The following is a 17,668-nucleotide window of genomic DNA, read 5'->3' as shown; positions in this document are numbered from 1 at the left end:
TTGCTGCCTACCTGCAACTCCAATGACTTTTGGGAGTCTATTCGTCCTTGAAGCCGCAGGGGTGTTAGCTGCGTTCGCTCACCCGAATCACTGACTGATGTCAGCTCATCGGGATTTGCTTACTTGCTGCCTACCTGCAACTCCAATGACTTTTGGGAGTCTATTCGTCCTTGAAGCCGCAGGGGTGTTAGCTGCGTTCGCTCACCCGAATCACTGACTGATGTCAGCTCATCGGGATTTTCTTACTTGCTGCCTACCTGCAACTCCAATGACTTTTGGGAGCCCATTCGCACTTGAAGTGACAGGCGATTAACCAGTTGATAAGTGGGGAAATGTGCCGAATGGGTCGTAACGGCGTGAGCCGTCGAAGCGCCCATCGGTGCAGTCGCCCCGCAATCTCCGAGCTATAAAACAGGTTGCTGGCAGCCTTGTGAAGGAGTTTTAGTGGATAAAAATGGTCTCTGTCTGCGGGTAAAAGGTAAGGTGCAAGGCGTGGGGTTTCGCCCTTATATCTGGCAACTTGCCCACCGCTTTGCGCTAAGGGGCGATGTCAGTAACGACAGTGCGGGCGTGACGATTCACCTGTGGCAATCACCGGCGCTGGCGGATTTCTTACAGGCACTGCCGCGACATTGCCCGCCATTGGCACAAATTGATAGTGTCACCACCTCGCCCTACCATTGGGCGCAGCCGCCGCTGGATTTTGTGATTCATCACAGCGGTGCCGGGCAGATGGATACGCAAATTGTACCGGATGCTGCAACCTGCGACGCCTGTTTGGCTGAAATGAACCATCCTGCCAATCGTCGCTACCGCTACCCGTTTATCAACTGCACCCATTGTGGCCCACGTTTTACTATTATCCACCGCATGCCCTATGACCGGCCTTATACCGCCATGCGCGAATTCCCGCTATGTGCTGCCTGTCAGGCAGAATATGACCATCCGGCCGATCGCCGTTTTCACGCCCAACCCAATGCCTGTGCCGATTGTGGCCCGCAATTGTGGCTAACGGGGCGAGAGGGACAGCCGATTGCGCACAACTTCGCGGCGCTAGAGCAAGCCGCAGCCGCCCTGTTGGCAGGAGATATTGTTGCCGTCAAAGGGCTGGGAGGATTCCATCTGGCGGTAGATGCCACCAATGCTGCTGCGGTGGCCCGTTTACGGCAGCGCAAGCAGCGACCTTCCAAGCCGCTGGCGGTGATGTTACCGCACGCCGACTGGTTATCACGCTGCGTGCAAAGTAACGATAGTGCCGCGTTATTACGCGTGTTACGTAGCCCTGCGGCTCCGATTGTGTTGGTTTCGTCGCGGGCTGATAGCCCGCTGTGTACGGCGCTGGCACCGGGCTTACCTGAAATTGGCGTGATGCTACCCGCCAATCCGTTACAACATTTGCTGCTGCAACAGGTCGGACGGCCTCTGGTGATGACCTCCGGTAATGGCCGTGGTAAACCCCCGGCATTGAGTAATGAGCAGGCGCTTAGTGCTCTGAGAGATATTGCTGACCACTGGTTATTGCACGATAGGCAAATTGTGCAGCGGGCCGATGACTCATTAGTGCGACTCACCGGCAGCAGTGCTGAAATGCTACGCCGAGCCAGAGGGTATGTGCCAGATGCTTTCGAGTTACCTCCGGGATTTAGCCAGCAGCCAGCAGTTCTGGCGCTGGGTGCGGATATGAAAAACACGTTTTGCCTGTTGCGTGATGGTAATGCAGTGTTGAGTCAACATCTGGGGGATCTGGAAGACCGCGATATCGCACAGCAACAGCAGCAGTTAGTGGCGCTGTTTTGCGATATTTACCATTTCACACCACAGGTGATAGCGGTGGATGCTCACCCCGGATACGTCAGCCACCAATTAGGGAAAACCCTGGCAGCACAACGAGATATCCCTTGTGTCGACATACTACATCATCATGCCCATCTGGTGGCTTGTCTGGCAGAGCATGGCTGGCCTCGCGAGGGTGGGGCAGTGATCGGTGTGGCACTGGATGGGCTGGGTTATGGCGCTGATGGTCAATTATGGGGTGGTGAATGCCTACGAGTAGATTATACGAGCTGTGAATACATTGGTGGCTTGCCCGCGGTGGCACTACCCGGTGGCGATCTGGCCTCGCGTCAACCGTGGCGCAACCTGCTGGCCCAGTTACAGCGCTATGTCCCCAATTGGCAACATTTGCCTGAGAGTGCGGCGATTCCTCAGCCGGAGGGTAGGGTATTGGCGCGGGCGATTGAGCGGGGGATTAATGCGCCGTTGGCCTCTTCAACTGGGCGCTTATTTGATGCAGTAGCGGCTGCGCTCAATCTTGCGCCGCTATCGATAAGTTGGGAGGGTGAAGCCGCCTGCCAGTTGGAAGCACTGGCGCGACAAAGTGCGGTTTCAGTGCAGCCAGTGACGATGCCGCTGTGCGATAACCAACTGGACTTAGCCACTTTCTGGCAGCAATGGTTGGCTTATGATGCCACTCCGGCTGAGCGGGCCTATGCGTTCCATTTTGCTCTGGCCCAAGGATTTGCTACTTTGGCGCGGCAGGCGGCCCAGTATTATCGTATTGATACTATTGTCTTTTCAGGTGGGGTGCTACATAACCGGTTACTGCGTGAGTTACTTAGCGCACAACTGCATGATTTCCAACTGTTGCTGCCCCAGCGCCTGCCTGCCGGTGATGGCGGGCTGGCTCTAGGGCAAGCACTGATTGCCGCTGCACGCAGCACTGGGTAGGGCCGACAACATACCACCAATGTGGAGTGAAGATTCCGGTTACTTGTGTTATTGCTGTTCAACGTCACGTAGCATCCTGTATACCCAGTAAACATACGTCTTAGAATAAGTAGAGGGTGAGTGACGCAGGACAAGTGCTTGATATTTGGCATTCAACACACCATGATTTGCGTAGCACGGTATGGGCTGACTTAATTGATGAAAAGGGGAGCACTGTGGCAGGTTACCAACCGCCTTATAGCATAACACCCAACATACTAAATCAGGTTGTTGAGGTCGGGGAACTATTGGGCCGTTGGGCTACGCAGGCTGAGCAATCTTCCACTTTGTTACGTAAAGAAAATCGTATTCGTACTATACAGGCATCGTTGGCAATCGAGCATAACAGTCTGACGACGGGACAAGTTACTGCGATCATGGAAGGTAAGCGGGTACTCGCACCGGCGAAAGATATCCAGGAAGTGCGCAACGCTATACTTGCCTATGAAAAGCTTCCCCACTGGCAAAGTCATCAACTTGATGATTTGTTAGCTGCACATCGTTTTTTAATGATGGGTTTAGTTGATACACCTGGGCTGCTACGCCACGGTAATGTGGGCGTTTATCGAGAGAAACAGCTTATTCATATGCCCCCCCCAGCCAATCAGTTACCGCGTTTAGTCGGTGATTTACTTAAATGGTTGCAGCACGCTGACATTCATCCACTGATTGCCAGTTCTATCTTCCACTACGAATTTGAATTTATCCACCCGTTTGCTGATGGTAATGGGCGTATGGGGCGCTTATGGCAAACGCTTATCCTCAGTGAATGGCGTTCAGAATTGGCATGGTTGCCGGTAGAAACTTTAATTCATAATCAGCAACAGGAATATTATCGGATATTGGGTAAGTGCGATCGGGCCAGCGACTGCACATTATTTATCGAGTTTATGTTGGAAAAACTGATTGGTGCATTAGCAGAAGGCATTGGTATGCAGAAAATAGATTCTTCCATGATGTCGGTAGAAATGTCGGTAGAAATGTCGGTAGAAAATTCACTTTCTCTTACGGTGACGGCTGAGCGGATCTTAGCAACCATCACTGCAAGTCCAACCATCACTATTGTCCAACTGGCAAGTGAACTCAGTGTAAGTAATCGGACGATTGAACGTAATATCAAGATATTACAGGAGAAAGGCCGCCTGGTAAGAGTCGGTGCTACAAAAAGCGGGTATTGGCAGGTGACTTGATGGCATTGATATTTTTTACGGTAGCCTTATCCACAAGCTTTAGCTCAGATCGCGCCAGAGTAAGGTCTATATGCATCTCCAGATGTAACGATAATTTGCTAAGGTGGGGGAATTATAAATACCATGCACACTGATACGCCTATTACACCCGCTCTATTTCCTGATGCACTGGCGGCGGCCTGCTTGTTGCAATTCCAAGCGACACCGCCATTAGTCCATTGCCTGACTAATGAGGTAGTACAGTCCTTCACTGCCAATGTGTTACTGGCATTAGGGGCTTTTCCTGCCATGGTGGTTGAAGCTGAAGAGGCCGCACAATTTAGTACAATGGCGAACAGTTTACTTATCAATATCGGCACGTTACACCGTGCTCAGGCCGAATCCATGCTGGCGGCAATCCAGGCGGCAAATCAATCCTCCACCCCTTGGGTGCTGGACCCCGTTGCGGTCGGCGGGCTTGTTTATCGTACTAATTTTGCCCATCAATTATTAGCGCTAAAACCTGCGGCGATACGGGGTAACGCCTCGGAAATCATGGCATTAAGCGGTATGGCGACCATGGGGCGTGGGGTGGATAGTGTCGATTCTTCGGTGAGTGCACTGCCTGCTGCTCGCCAATTGGCACTACAGGTGCAGACTGTGGTTGCGGTTACCGGTGAGGTGGATTATATCACCGACGGCCTGCGTGATTTTGCCGTGACTGGTGGCGATAAACTGATGACTCGGGTAGTGGGGACGGGGTGCGCACTTTCTGCCGTGGTAGCGGCATTTTGCGCACAGGAAGGTGACCGTTTACATCATGTGGCAACGGCTTGCCGGGTGATGTCACAAGTCGGCGGGCAGGTATCTCAGCAGGTGGCAGGCCCTGGTAGCTTTATTCCAGCTTTTCTGGATGGCCTTTATCAACTGAAAATAAGCGATCTGGTTTAGCCTCTCCCCGGCTAATCTCTTAAAAATAGCGTTACCGCTCAGCCCTATCGCCTTGAGCGTCAGCGGCTGAACGGCCCTCAGTCATAATGTGTATTACGGATAAGAACTGATAAATCATCCAGTTTCATTGGCTTACCCAAGAAATAACCCTGAACTTCATCACACATCAGAGTCTGTAACTGCCCGAGCTGTTCGGCGGTTTCTACCCCTTCGGCGGTCACCGTCATGGACAGTGCATGGCCGAGGTTAATGATCCCTTCGACAATTGATTGGCCTTCATGTGACTCGGCCAGTTCATCGGTAAAGCTCTTATCAATTTTCAATCCATCGAACGGGAAGCGGCGCAGATAATTCAGTGAGGAATATCCAGTACCAAAGTCATCCATCGATAAGCGCACACCCAGGGTTTTCAATGCTGTCATGGTTTTAAAGGCACCATCGGCATCTTCAATCATTATCCGCTCGGTGATTTCCAGCTCCAATCGATGGCTAGGTAGCCCGGTGAGCAGCAGGACTTGGCGCACTCGTTCTATCAGGCGCTGGTTCCTGAATTCAACCGCAGAAATATTAACGGAAACAATCAGTGACGAGGGCCATGTCGATGCATCCTGACATGCCTGTAGCATGGTCCAGTCGCTAATTGAGGTGATAAGCCCCGTCTCTTCGGCCAGCGCAATAAATTGATCCGGCATCAGCAGCCCCAAAATTGGGTGGTTCCAGCGCACCAAGGCTTCAGCACCCGTCAGCTGTGTTCCCTCAATACGGTAGCGTGGCTGGTAATAAAGGTTAAATTCGTTGTGCTTAACGGCCTGACGTAAAAAACGCTCTAGCTCACTGCGTTGCATCAGGCGTTCATTCATTTCACTGGAGTAGAAGCTCCAACGGTTACGGCCACTGTTTTTAGCTTCATACATGGCAATATCTGCAAATCGTAATAGCTCTTCTGCTTGCATTGAGTCTTGAGGTGCCAGTGCAATACCAATGCTGGCCCCGATATAAATATCCTGATCATTTATCACGTAAGGACTTTCGATTCGGGTGATAACGCGCGCACAAAGCTGTTCAATTTCTTTGCGTGACGCAAGACCTGTGATAATTAGAACGAATTCATCTCCCCCCTGACGCGCGACTAAATCTTGATCACGCAAACAACTTCTTAGGCGTTCAGATACCTGATGCAGTACCAGATCACCGGTAACATGGCCAAAAGTGTCGTTAACAGGTTTAAATTTATCCAAGTCAACATTGAGGATCACCAGCGGGTGGGGGGCCGCAGCTAAATGGCGTAACTTATTTTCCAGGAATTCTTTCATTCGCAGACGGTTGGGTAAACCGGTCAATGCATCATGTAGAGATAGGTGTTGAATCCGTTCCTGTGCTTCTATTTCACGGGTGATATCCGATGCGGTGCCACGGAACCCAATGGTTTCGTTGTTTTGGATGATAGGTTTGGCATAGATACGGCAAATGCGTTTATCGCCCTTGGCGGAGAAATAAGTGCATTGCAACTCATTGCGAGATTCCGTCAGATGGGTGTGCTGTAACCAAGAGCGCAGCGGGATAATGTCACAATTTAACAGTGAATCAAGATTACGCCCCAGCCAGTACTCCACACTTAATCCGGTAATGGTCAAAAACCGTTGCGACAGGTAGGTGATGCGTAAATCGGCATCGGTTTCCCATAACCAGTCGGTAGCAGCTTCGGCGACATGACGAAAGCGTTCTTCGCTGGCGATTAAAGCAGATTTGTTTTCATCCGCTACCCGTGCTTCTGACATCGCCCGCCGCAGAACTAACCAGCCGGTCAGCCCAAGAATCAACGCAACCAGCATCAGTAGTGGGAGTAATATGTTGAGCAGTTGCGCGCCGGGCATATCCTGATTCCAATGCAGCGTCAATGCGCTGTTATCACTGGCAGATAATAGAACTGACGGGCTGGATGCCGCGTCTTTTTCATCCTCAGGGGTACGCAGTTGATGAATACCATAATCTTCGCCCAAGGTATTTAGCTCGGGCTGTGTCAGTAAATCGATAAACACCAGAACAGAGGGTGCTCCAGCCACTGTTTTAACGCGTGGATCACTACCAGTGGTTAAGGCCGCAGCCGCAACAATGGCCGGTTGCCCAGCCACGTCGATGGTTTCAGTTGCAATATATTGTTTGTCTGCCCGCGCTCGGGCGGCGTCAATCAACGGGGTCATATCTTTGTTGAGCCAATCGGGCAGGCTAATATTTTTCAGTTGCCCATTGATGACCGAATAACGGGTTTTTCCTGGCCCATCAACGACAAACACTCCCTCATAATTAAAGTCGCTATACAGTGACGGCCCCAGATTTTGGCTGACAAAAGCCCAGTCAGGATCGACTTTTACATGCAAATGTTCATAAGCATCACCCCAGAAAGCATTGTCTTTTATTCGGGTTTTTATTGAGTCTTGCCGCATTTTCCAGGCTTTTTCTACCAGAAAACGGCTTTGAGATGTCGCTTGTTCATTTAATTGCGAGGCGATATAGATAATGCCTACCGCTGCAATAATGATGGTTGCCCCAACCAGCAAGGCCATGGCCTGTAAAGTTTGTTTTGCAAAGAAAACATTATCTCCTTTTGCCCGTGATGGTGATTCTGGCTGGCTGGAGTCCGTCATAGTGAGTTCCCTTGGCACTTACAAAATTTAGGCTGATCCTCAATAGGATAAAACATCCATTTAATCAGCAGGAAGTGAAGACTCAGAAGAAATATAAACTAACATGAATATAATCTTAGTCTCTTATCATTATAGGTGTAATACGTTACCTTCTCTTTGGCCCGCAAAAGGTTGCGCGCCCGTTATGAAATTATCACTTTTTGCCGAGAGTAAGGAATGACCATGGTTACACTGAATTTGGTTTGGTCCACGCTAATCAATTACGTGCCACGAATCCTACGGACTCGGCTGAATTTGCTCTTGCTGTTGAGTCTTGTGACACATCAGGTTTTTGCAGCAGCACCGCTGCCTGCGGTGACTGTTTCGGTCGTAACCTCAATCACACCAGATACTGCGTTACAGTATTTGGGGCGCGTGGAGGCGATTCAGGCGGTGGATGTGACGACCCGCACCGAAGGGTTTATTGCTGCGCGGTTGTTTACTGAAGGGCAGATGGTCAAGCAGGGCTCTCTATTGTATGAAATTGATCCCGCGTTGCATCAGGCCGCAGTAACGCAGGCCCAGGCGCAGTTAGACAGTGCGACTGCCAGTGCTAATCATGCTCAGGTGAACCTCACCCGCTTACAGCGTTTGGGAAGTAATCGCTCGGTCAGCCAGGCGGAAGTTGACGAAGCACAAGCGCAGCGCGATATTAGCCGCGCGGCGGTAGCTCAGGCGCAGGCGAACCTGCAAATCCAGCAATTACAGCTCAGTTTTACCCGTATTTACGCGCCGATAACCGGTCAGATTGGTCACAGCCGTTTTAATGTCGGTAGCCTAATTAATCCCGCCAGCGGCACGTTGGTCAATATTGTCCAACTTGATCCGATTCGGGTAGCTATTGCAGTGAATGAACGAGATTACATTACAGCAACCTATCAGTTGTCGGTTGCAGGTCCCTCTGCTGACAGCAGCACATTGCCGTTTGGCAACTTTACTCCCCGTATTCAACTGGCGAATGGTAAGCAGTACCCGGAACGCGGCGTTTTTGAGTCCGTTGATAATCAAATTGATAAACAGACCGGTACCGTTACCCTGCGTACCCGTTTTGCCAATCCACGGCATTTATTACTGCCCGGTGGGGTGGTGAATGTGTCGCTGGCAGCAGAAATGGCAAAACCGGTTACTGTCATACCGATTGCCGCATTGCAGCAGAATAAGCAGGGACACTTTGTTTTGGTGGTGAACGATAAAGATCAGGTCGATGTGCGGCAAGTGACGTTGGGTGAGCAGTTTGAACAACAATATGAAGTGACTGACGGGCTGAAAGTGGGCGAGCGAGTGATTGTGGCAGGGCTACAACATGTCCGGCCAGGGATGACGGTTAGCGCCAGCGTTGCTACACCACTGACAGTAAATTAAGGGGAAGGCCAGATGCTGCATTTCTTTATCCGTCGGCCCAAGTTTGCCATTGTTATTGCACTGGTGATAACCATTGTTGGCTGGGTGTCGTTGTATGTGATTCCGGTGGAACAATATCCTGATATTACGCCACCGGTGGTTTCCGTGAGTGCCGTCTACCCCGGAGCCAGTGCCCGCGATGTTGCACAAGCCGTGGCCTCACCACTGGAAGCGCAGGTCAACGGTGTCAGCAATATGCTGTATATGGAATCGACCAGTGCTAATAACGGCAGTTATCAGTTAAGTATTACCTTTGCCAGTGGTACCGACCCCGATATGGCGGCGGTTGAGGTGCAAAACCGCATTTCTCAGGTGAGTGCTCAGTTGCCGGCGGAGGTGAATGAAAACGGTATTTCCGTGCGCAAACGGGCCTCTAACTTGTTGCTGGGAGTCAGTGTTTTTTCACCGAAACAAACCCATGATGCGCTGTTTGTCAGCAATTACACCAGTATTCAGTTGCGTGATGCCATTGCGCGTATCAATGGTGTCGGCGATGTACAGGTATTTGGCGCGCGTGATTACAGCATGCGGGTTTGGCTCAATCCGCAACGGATGGAATCACTGAATGTCAGCGTGCAGGATATTGTCGCAGCATTACAACAGCAAAACGTACAGGCGGCTGCCGGGCAGATTGGCTCATCACCGTCGGTGCCCGGTCAACAGCAAACCCTGACCATCAGTGGACAAGGGCGGCTAACGGACCCACAACAGTTTGCTAATGTGATTATTCGTAGCAATCCTCAGGGCGGCATGATTCGGTTAGGTGATGTTGCTCGCGTGGCACTGGGGGCGCAGAACTATCAGGTCAGTGCGGCGCAAAACCAGACTGAATCGGCATTTTTAGTGGTTTATCCGGTGCCGGGTGCCAACGCGTTAAATGTGGCTAATGGGGTGCGGGATGAAATGGCCCGGCTATCAGCCTCTTTCCCGCCAGACCTGACGTATGAAATCAATTACGACTCCACCCTGCCGGTTACCGCAACATTGCATGAAATCGCAGTGTCACTGACGTTAACCTTAATTGTGGTATTGGCGGTGGTGTATCTGTTTTTGCAAAGTATGCGGGCGACTTTTATCGTCGCGCTTACCATTCCGGTCTCCCTGCTCGGCACCTTCGCTGTACTGTATATCTTTGGTTATTCGGCCAATACCCTGAGCCTGTTTGCCATTATTCTGGCGCTAACCATTGTGGTGGATGACGCTATTGTGGTGGTGGAAAACGTCGAGCGCTTATTATCGAATGACCCTGATCTGTCACCGGCGCAAGCAACCAGACAGGCGATGACTCAAATTGCCGGGCCGATTATCGCAACCACCCTGGTACTGATGGCGGTATTCGTGCCGATTGCCATTTTGCCAGGGATTATCGGTGAGCTATACCGGCAGTTTGCGGTAACACTGTCGGCGGCGGTGATTTTATCCAGTATCAATGCCTTAACCTTAAGTCCGGCGCTGTGTGCGGTATTGCTGAAACGGCGCACATTGGCAGATACCGGTCTGTTCGGCGGTATTAATCGTGGGCTTGATCGCGCCCGCGACGGTTATGTTTCATTGACCGGCCGTATCAGTAGCCGCGCGGTATTCAGTATCGTCGCGCTACTGCTGGTGGGGCTGGCAACCTGGTGGGGTTACACGCGGTTACCCACCTCGTTTCTGCCGGAGGAAGATCAGGGATACTTCTTTGTCAGTTTACAACTACCAGATGGGGCTTCGCTTAATCGGACTCAGACGGTGATGGACCAGATGTATCAAGTGGTTACTGATAATGATGCTGTCGAGGATGTGATAAAAATCACCGGCTTCAGTTTGCTTAGCGGCAACAACTCGCCCAATGCCGGGTTTGCCATTGTGATGCTCAAACCTTGGGGGCAACGGCCTCATATTGATCGCGTGCTGGCCAGTATTCAGGCCAATTTGGCCGCTATCCCTTCGGCGATGATCATGGCAGTAAACCCACCGGCTATTGCCGGGTTGGGCAGTGCTTCTGGATTTGATTTACGTATTCAGGCGTTGTTAGGCCAGTCACCGCAAGAGTTGGCGCAGGTGAGTCAGGGAATTATTTTTGCCGCTAATCAGGACCCGAAACTCAGCCGGGTATTTACCACCTTCAGCGCCTCGGTGCCTGAAACTAATCTGAGTATCGATCGTGACCGCGCCGCGCTGTTACAGGTACCGGTCAGCCGAATCTTCCAAACCTTGCAAACGTCACTTGGGGGGATGAATGCGGGGGATTTTACCCTGAATAACCGTATGTTCCGGGTGCAATTACAAAATGATATGGATTTCCGCCAGCGCACCGCGCAGATAAATAGTCTGAATGTGCGCAGTGACAATGGTGCATTGGTCAGTCTGGCCAATCTGGTGACATTAACCCCCTCAGTGGGTGCGCCCTTTATCAGTAATTTCAACCAGTTCCCTTCGGTAGCCATCAGCGGTTCCGCGGCTGATGGTGCCAGCTCTGGTCAGGCAATGGCGGCGATGGAGTCGTTATTGGCACAGAATTTACCGTCAGGTTACAGCTATAGCTGGAGCGGAATGTCGTGGCAGGAGCAGCAAACCGGCGGGCAAGTGGTGTTTATCTATCTTGCTGCATTGGTCTTTGCCTATCTGTTTTTAGTCGCCCAATATGAGAGTTGGAGTATTCCGCTGGTGGTTATCCTCTCGGTGGTGTTTGCCGTAGGCGGGGCGGTAGTAGGGCTGGCGGCAATGGGGTTTGCCAACGATGTGTACGCGCAAATCGGCTTAGTGTTGCTGATAGGGCTGGCGGCTAAGAATGCGATTTTGATCGTCGAATTTTCTAAAGCCCGCAGAGAAGAGGGCGCGAGTATCTGTGATGCGGCACAGGAAGGTGCTAAGCAGCGTTTTCGTGCGGTTATGATGACTGCTATTTCGTTTATCCTCGGGGTGATGCCACTGGTTTTTGCCAGTGGAGCCGGGGCGATGAGCCGTCAAATTATCGGTATCACCGTGTTTGGTGGCATGTTGATGGCCACTGCGGTGGGGATACTGTTTATTCCCGCACTGTATCTGCATATTCAGCGGCTGCGAGAATGGGTGAAAACCCGCAAAGAGGATTCTGGCAGCGACCCGCAACCTTGAGCCAATGTGTAAAAGTGAAAACCCGCCGCTGGCGGGTTTTTTCTTATTGTGGATCAGGCTTTGTGGTAACTCATATCGCTATCCATCACTAAATGACAGTCAGCGGGCTGGCTGAACTGCAATACCTTGAACACATTAGGGCCGTCAGTGGCGAGGTAAAAATCCTCGGCCTGCTGTGGCGATAAACCGCCACGGATCTTGCGCTCAATCAGGCGATCCCGCAGTAATTCTGGGGCGGCATTAATATAAATAGTGTAATCAGCCAGTGCTTTCAACTGCTGCCAACCGGGTTGTTGCAGTAATAACCAATTGCCCTCCAGCACGATAATCGGTGCGTCGACAATAATGGCATCTTCAACCGGGTCATGTAACCGGCGGTCATAGGCAGGCCAGGTCGCGCCAGGTTGCTGCAAGCGGTGGATTGCCTGACGCAGCTTAGGCAAATCAAAGGTTTCTGGTGCTCCCTTTTTACTGCGTAACTGGTGGGCATCAAGGTAGTGCTTGTAGTGGTGAAAGCCGTCCATAGGCAGACATTGTACCGGTGTTAGAGTGGTATCCCGTTGGGAAAGCCATTGCCAAAATGTGGCGAGGGTGGATTTACCGGTACCGGGTGGCGCGCATAAAAAAACCACCATGCGGCGCTGAAGTTGCTGTTGTTGCTGAGACAGTGAGGCTAATAGTGGCAGATGCAGATGAGTAATATCACGGTCGGGAAAATGCGCGCTGTTCTGTAGCCCATTAATGTTAAGTTCCACTCTCATAAGTCAGTTCCTGTAATAATGACGTTACTGCCAACGTCAGCCCGGTTTTCACCATATTCCCGTAGCGGGTCTGATTAAAAATGGTGAAGTCAGAAAACTTCATCTTTTCAATCATTTGAAATAAGGTTTTATTCTGGGTCACGGCATTGAGATTACCCATAAATTCATAAACGATATCGTCATGAAACTCAGTAATATCTCCGGTTTCCTGCAAATGCTCACTGAGCTGAGAAAATAACAAAATATCGGCATAAACCGCTTTTGTTATTTGCCCCAACGCATAAATTAAGCGCAAAGAAACATCCAGACTGTCCAGTGGGCCTGACTTGGCTAATAAAGGCTTGACGGCGTATTCCTGAATATCTTCATCATTATTGATAAATAAATAGGGCAGAAGGCTTTTAATACCCTGAAATAAGATCTCATTGGCATTCAGCAGAAAATCATTGAGATTTTCAGGGCTGGCGAGCCTTTCGAGTACGTCATCTTCAGTTAATGCAGTCATCCTACCCTTAACACCATTATCGATAGTGGAGGGAGTTGATGATATTACAGGTGTTATCCAGCCCGTTAATCAAAAGTGTTTGGGTTTGAAGTTGGCCCCCATTTTTTTCCTTAATACCGGTGACGATATCACCCTGAGTGATGCCGGTTGCGGAAAAAATAATCTGCCCGGAGCGCACCAATTCGCTCAGAGAATAGACCTGATTAAGGTTAACCCCCATTTGCTGGCAGCGTTGGTGCTCCGTGAGGGCAATATCCCGATTGGTCACGCTTTCCCCTTTGGCCTGACAAAAGTCGATCAATTCAGCTTGCATATCGCCGCCCAAAGCACGAATGGCACAGGCCGAGATAACGCCTTCAGGTGCGCCGCCGATGCAATACATCACATCGGCCTGCCCGTTGGATAAGCAGGTCATCAGGCTGGCGGCCACATCGCCGTCCGCAATAGCATAAACTTTAACACCGAGTGCATTGGCCTGTTCGATAGCCTGCTGATGGCGCGGTTTGTCGAGGGTAATCATGCGTAACGTATTTAAAGGTTTGTTTAACTTAGCCGCCACACAGCGCAGGTTTTCTGTCAGTGAACGGCGCAAGTCAATGGAACCTTTGGCTTGTGCACCTACCACTAATTTTCGCATATACATATCAGGCGCATGTAACAACATTCCTCGTGGGGCAAAAGCAATCACAGCCAGCGCATTGGCTTGCCCCATCGCGACCATGCGGGTACCTTCAATAGGATCAACAGCAATATCAACAGCTGGCCCACCGGCACCGAGTTGTTCGCCAATATACAGCATCGGCGCATGGTCAATTTCGCCTTCTCCGATAACAATGCTTCCTTGCATCGTCATCTGATTTAAGGCCTCGCGCATGGCGCTGACGGCAACGCCATCAATAAGGTTTTTGTTACCGCAGCCGAGCAGTGGCCAGGCCGCCATTGCTGCTTGTTCGGTGGTGCGGAAAATATCATATGCCAGTGTTTTCACTCTCGACTCCGATATCCACGTTAAAGTGCGCTAACAGATAGTGTTCTGCTTTTTCATTCCAGACCCCATGAGTTTCGGCGACCAGTTCGGCTAATTGCGCAAATAATGGATCCGTTTTACCCCGTTCGGCAAAATCGTCAATGGCGGTGAGGGGCATGGTAATGCCGTTATAAATCAGTTTCTTGCCACCCGGTATATGGGGGAGGTTGAGCACCGTTTCAGGTACAGCATCCAGACCGCCAATATGAGTAATCATAAAAGAGGGTTGTATGCGTCGCTGGGCAGAAAGCGTAAGTGCCTCTTCCATGTCACCGGTAGAGCCACCAGAAGTACCGACAATATGCGTACTGGAGTAGTGGACGTGATAGAAGTTAAACGGCACTTTAAAGTGCTTATCTGTCGGGCCGGCAAAGAAGTTCAGGCAACCATCTTCTGCCAGCAAATCATCACCCAATTCAATGACTGCTGGCACAGCTGCGTAGACAAATACATCATCAAAACCCTGATCCCCCGTGAGTTGACGTAATGTATCGATGGGGTTATCCAGCTTGCTGCTGTTGATGTAAATCAGTTCGATACCTTGATCTGCCGCCTGTTTTCTTGGTAGTAGTTGCTCAGCACGAGCCAGACGGACTTCATCTATATCTACCACCACCACGCGGGCCGGTTTGATATCACCGTTGATGGCATAATCGATAGCCCCCATTCCCATTGGCCCGGCACAAGCCAATAGGGCCAGATTACCGCCGGGCTTAATGCCCATGCGGTGTTCATAAACATATTGCGTGGTGTGATAACTGGCGTGATAGGCTCCAATAATGCAACACATCGGTTCAGCCAGCGATGCGGCGGCAAAATAGCTGCCGTGATAAGGCAGTACACAGCCGAGATCAATAGCCAGCTTGGGAATAATCATATAGGTGGCGTTACCGCCAAAATATTCGTAGCTGTAACCTGCTGAATAGCCACTGGGTAGCCCCATCGCAGGTTGCAACACAAAACGTTCACCAGCACGATAGCGGGTGGCTAAATTCTTACCGACTTCAACAATGACCCCCGCACATTCATGGCCAGTAATGGCAGGGTGTTGCGCCACATCGTCCGGTACTCGTTTGTGCTCACTACCCAGCAAAGCCGCTTTGTAAGTCGACAGGCAGACGCTGTCGGAAATGACGCTAACCAGTAATTCGTCATCGCTGATCGGGGGTAATTCAAACTCACGTAGGCGGACATCTTGCTTACCGTATATTGCAGCCACTTTCGTTTTCATACTGATTCCTTTGGCTTATCACTTGTAGTCAATTGCTCGAATAAAATATCCAGAGCCTGGTCGCCAAGATAATTTTTAATTAGAATCAATGGCTTGTCCGTCACTCCCTGTGCTCTGCCTTCAAGGCTGGCGTGGGTAACAATGATGTCAGCATCGGTTGGAATGTTTTCGATGGCGTAATGTTTTACCGCAATCGGGTAACCGGCTTTCTCCAGTTTTTTTCTAAACGTGGTTGCTCCCATGGCGCTGGACCCCATCCCGGCATCGCAGACAAAGGCTATCAACCGTACCGGATGATCATTGTTGAGGTGATTGGCCAATATGCCCTCGGCTTTTAGATTCTTCATGGCGGTTTGCGACTCTTCAAAGCTCTCTTCGCTGGTGGCTTTGTCCATTTTCAAGATGATGGAACCCACCAGGAACGAAACCGCAGTACCGGTAAAGACACCCGCACAGGTAGCCAGGAAACCACCGCGAGGGGTTAATGCCAGATACGCGAAGATAGAACCAGGACTCGGACCTGCAACCAGGCCAGCACCTAATAATTCAAAGACGTATATGCCACTCATGGCACCGGCAATCATGGCAATGATCATCAGTGGTTTCATAAGAACATAAGGGAAATACAGCTCGTGGATACCGCCGAGGAAATGAATAATCATCGCGCCGGGTGCTGACTTCTTACTCATACCTTTGCCAAATAGTGAGAAAGCCAGCAGAATACCTAACCCTGGCCCTGGATTTGAGGCGACCATAAAGTAAATTGATTTACCGTGGATAGCAGTTTCCTGCATTCCCAGTGGGTAATAGATACCCTGGTCGATGGCATTATTCAGGAACAGCACTTTGGCAGGCTCATTAATCACCGCCAGTAGGGGTAAGAAGCCAGTAGACACCAGTGCTTCGATGCCTTGTTTGACCAGATTATTCGCCTCCATCACCGCCGGGCCGATCACTTCATAGGCCAGCAGGCAGAGCAACATGCCGCTGATACCGAGGGAGAAATTATTAATTACCATCTCGAAACCGGCTGGAATGTGTTTCTCCAATCGCTTATCGATATGTTTAATTAAATAACCCCCCAGTGGCCCCATCACCATCGCGCCAATAAACATCGGAATATCAGCACCAACAATAACCCCCATAGTGCCAATACCGCCCATCACGGCCCCGCGTTTACCCCCAATCAAATGCCCACCGGTAGAACCAATCATTAACGGTAGCAGGTAGGTAATCATCGGGCCGACCAACTTGCCAAAGTGTTCGTTCGGCGTCCATCCGGTCGGGATAAATAATGCAGTGATAAACCCCCAGGCAATAAAAGCCCCAATATTAGGTATTACCATTGCTGTTAGAAAACCGCCAAAGGATTGTACTTTGGCGCGTATTGATTTATTAGCCATATTAATTCCTTGTTATTGTATTATCGGAATAGGTTAATAACGCTTAAGGATATCTTTTATATTTTCGGTGTTGGCTGCATTCAGTAATGATGTAATAGATTCATCGTCACAGAACATTTCACTTAATGCCTGAATAGCATAAATATGGGAGTCAGCATCTTTTGCTGCCAGGCCTATCAGTAATTTTACCGGTTCACTGTCAGCGTCGAAAATCACGCCTTTACGCAGCAATGTCAGGCTGAGTGCGGTGTGGTTCACGCCATTTTCAGGGCGGGCATGCGGCATGGCTATTTCTGGTGCCAAAATATAATAAGGCCCTATCTCACGGGTGGCATCTTTGATCGCCTGACTATATTCAGGTTTAACCGCATGATTATCGATTAGGCTTGCCATTGATAAATCAATAGCGTGTTCCCAATGTTCGGCGGAAGGATATATCGCAATACTATTTTCAGGAAAGAAATCGATAAGCGCCTGCATAGGGAGTCCTTATATTATTATTTTATCTTGGCGACCCATTAATTCATTCTCGTGGGCATTAACTGAAATTGAGCTTATTCTTGACGACGCGCTTAATCAAACCGATGAAAAAATGTGATCTGTGATACTAATGAAATGCAAACACTGAAAAACAGTAACTGTGATCACAATTATTTTATGTAAATTAGCAC

At 50.3% G+C, this 17,668-nt stretch carries 12 protein-coding genes; 5 read left to right on the top strand and 7 right to left on the bottom strand.

Features of this window, described 5'->3' with window-relative positions:
• Nucleotides 1-444: 444 nt before the first annotated feature.
• The 3 genes from hypF (at nucleotide 445) to thiM (ending at nucleotide 4,886) form a co-directional block, all read left to right on the top strand.
• Complete coding sequence (gene hypF, locus V1952_RS12620; RefSeq protein ID WP_420074847.1) at nucleotides 445-2,727, top strand: carbamoyltransferase HypF; 2,283 nt, start codon at nucleotides 445-447, stop codon at nucleotides 2,725-2,727.
• 215 nt (nucleotides 2,728-2,942) lie between these two features.
• Nucleotides 2,943-3,956 carry a Fic family protein gene (locus tag V1952_RS12615; RefSeq protein ID WP_372560701.1) on the top strand — a complete coding sequence of 338 codons (1,014 nt, stop codon included), beginning with the start codon at nucleotides 2,943-2,945 and terminating at the stop codon, nucleotides 3,954-3,956.
• A gap of 123 nt (nucleotides 3,957-4,079) precedes the next feature.
• Nucleotides 4,080-4,886: a hydroxyethylthiazole kinase gene (gene thiM, locus V1952_RS12610; protein WP_372560536.1), complete on the top strand. Its 807-nt coding sequence runs from the start codon at nucleotides 4,080-4,082 to the stop codon at nucleotides 4,884-4,886.
• Nucleotides 4,887-4,963: 77 nt separating this feature from the next.
• Here thiM and V1952_RS12605 read toward each other — a convergent pair whose 3' ends face one another.
• On the bottom strand, nucleotides 4,964-7,531 hold the full coding sequence (locus V1952_RS12605) for an EAL domain-containing protein (RefSeq protein WP_372560537.1): 2,568 nt from the start codon (nucleotides 7,529-7,531) through the stop codon (nucleotides 4,964-4,966).
• Nucleotides 7,532-7,753: 222 nt separating this feature from the next.
• Here V1952_RS12605 and V1952_RS12600 point away from each other — a divergent pair, with 222 nt between their 5' ends.
• Together V1952_RS12600 and V1952_RS12595 are read left to right on the top strand one after the other, a co-directional pair.
• Nucleotides 7,754-8,932, top strand: a complete 1,179-nt coding sequence (locus V1952_RS12600) for an efflux RND transporter periplasmic adaptor subunit (protein ID WP_372560538.1) — start codon at nucleotides 7,754-7,756, stop codon at nucleotides 8,930-8,932.
• Between the two features lie 12 nt (nucleotides 8,933-8,944).
• On the top strand, nucleotides 8,945-12,070 hold the full coding sequence (locus V1952_RS12595) for an efflux RND transporter permease subunit (protein WP_420074846.1): 3,126 nt from the start codon (nucleotides 8,945-8,947) through the stop codon (nucleotides 12,068-12,070).
• A gap of 53 nt (nucleotides 12,071-12,123) precedes the next feature.
• Here V1952_RS12595 and V1952_RS12590 read toward each other — a convergent pair whose 3' ends face one another.
• Genes V1952_RS12590 through V1952_RS12565 form a run of 6 tightly spaced genes read right to left on the bottom strand, consistent with a single transcriptional unit; the run spans nucleotide 12,124 to nucleotide 17,477 of the window.
• The gene (locus V1952_RS12590; protein WP_420074845.1) at nucleotides 12,124-12,831 is read right to left on the bottom strand and encodes a nucleoside/nucleotide kinase family protein; all 708 of its coding nucleotides are present in this window, start codon (nucleotides 12,829-12,831) and stop codon (nucleotides 12,124-12,126) included.
• Nucleotides 12,815-13,336 (bottom strand): MltR family transcriptional regulator, encoded by a 522-nt coding sequence (locus V1952_RS12585; protein ID WP_372560541.1) that lies wholly within the window; start codon nucleotides 13,334-13,336, stop codon nucleotides 12,815-12,817. The genes V1952_RS12590 and V1952_RS12585 overlap by 17 nt, the downstream gene beginning before the upstream one ends.
• 16 nt (nucleotides 13,337-13,352) lie before the next feature.
• On the bottom strand, nucleotides 13,353-14,276 hold the full coding sequence (gene glpX / locus V1952_RS12580) for a class II fructose-bisphosphatase (protein ID WP_420074848.1): 924 nt from the start codon (nucleotides 14,274-14,276) through the stop codon (nucleotides 13,353-13,355).
• A 28-nt stretch (nucleotides 14,277-14,304) separates the two neighbouring features.
• Nucleotides 14,305-15,594 carry a zinc-binding dehydrogenase gene (locus tag V1952_RS12575; RefSeq protein WP_372560542.1) on the bottom strand — a complete coding sequence of 430 codons (1,290 nt, stop codon included), beginning with the start codon at nucleotides 15,592-15,594 and terminating at the stop codon, nucleotides 14,305-14,307.
• Complete coding sequence (locus tag V1952_RS12570; RefSeq protein ID WP_102970533.1) at nucleotides 15,591-16,997, bottom strand: PTS mannitol transporter subunit IICB; 1,407 nt, start codon at nucleotides 16,995-16,997, stop codon at nucleotides 15,591-15,593. The genes V1952_RS12575 and V1952_RS12570 overlap by 4 nt, the downstream gene beginning before the upstream one ends.
• A 33-nt stretch (nucleotides 16,998-17,030) precedes the next feature.
• Nucleotides 17,031-17,477, bottom strand: coding sequence for a PTS sugar transporter subunit IIA (locus V1952_RS12565; protein ID WP_083162495.1), 447 nt, complete (start codon nucleotides 17,475-17,477; stop codon nucleotides 17,031-17,033).
• Between the last annotated feature and the right edge of the window lie 191 nt (nucleotides 17,478-17,668).

Source organism: Yersinia sp. 2542 StPb PI (genome assembly GCF_048593855.1).
Lineage (GTDB): Bacteria > Pseudomonadota > Gammaproteobacteria > Enterobacterales > Enterobacteriaceae > Yersinia > Yersinia enterocolitica_E.
The sequence above is the reverse complement of the archived record's forward strand: the minus strand, read 5'-3'. Positions and strand labels throughout refer to the sequence as shown.

Bases quoted from the DNA above. Each gene is read 5' to 3' on its own strand.
- thiM (WP_372560536.1), top strand. From the start codon at position 4,080: ATGCACACTGATACGCCTATTACACCCGCTCTATTTCCTGATGCACTG.
- V1952_RS12605 (WP_372560537.1), bottom strand. From the start codon at position 7,531: ATGACGGACTCCAGCCAGCCAGAATCACCATCACGGGCAAAAGGAGAT.
- V1952_RS12600 (WP_372560538.1), top strand. From the start codon at position 7,754: ATGGTTACACTGAATTTGGTTTGGTCCACGCTAATCAATTACGTGCCA.
- V1952_RS12595 (WP_420074846.1), top strand. From the start codon at position 8,945: ATGCTGCATTTCTTTATCCGTCGGCCCAAGTTTGCCATTGTTATTGCA.
- V1952_RS12590 (WP_420074845.1), bottom strand. From the start codon at position 12,831: ATGAGAGTGGAACTTAACATTAATGGGCTACAGAACAGCGCGCATTTT.
- V1952_RS12585 (WP_372560541.1), bottom strand. From the start codon at position 13,336: ATGACTGCATTAACTGAAGATGACGTACTCGAAAGGCTCGCCAGCCCT.
- glpX (WP_420074848.1), bottom strand. From the start codon at position 14,276: ATGGCGGCCTGGCCACTGCTCGGCTGCGGTAACAAAAACCTTATTGAT.
- V1952_RS12575 (WP_372560542.1), bottom strand. From the start codon at position 15,594: ATGAAAACGAAAGTGGCTGCAATATACGGTAAGCAAGATGTCCGCCTA.
- V1952_RS12570 (WP_102970533.1), bottom strand. From the start codon at position 16,997: ATGGCTAATAAATCAATACGCGCCAAAGTACAATCCTTTGGCGGTTTT.
- V1952_RS12565 (WP_083162495.1), bottom strand. From the start codon at position 17,477: ATGCAGGCGCTTATCGATTTCTTTCCTGAAAATAGTATTGCGATATAT.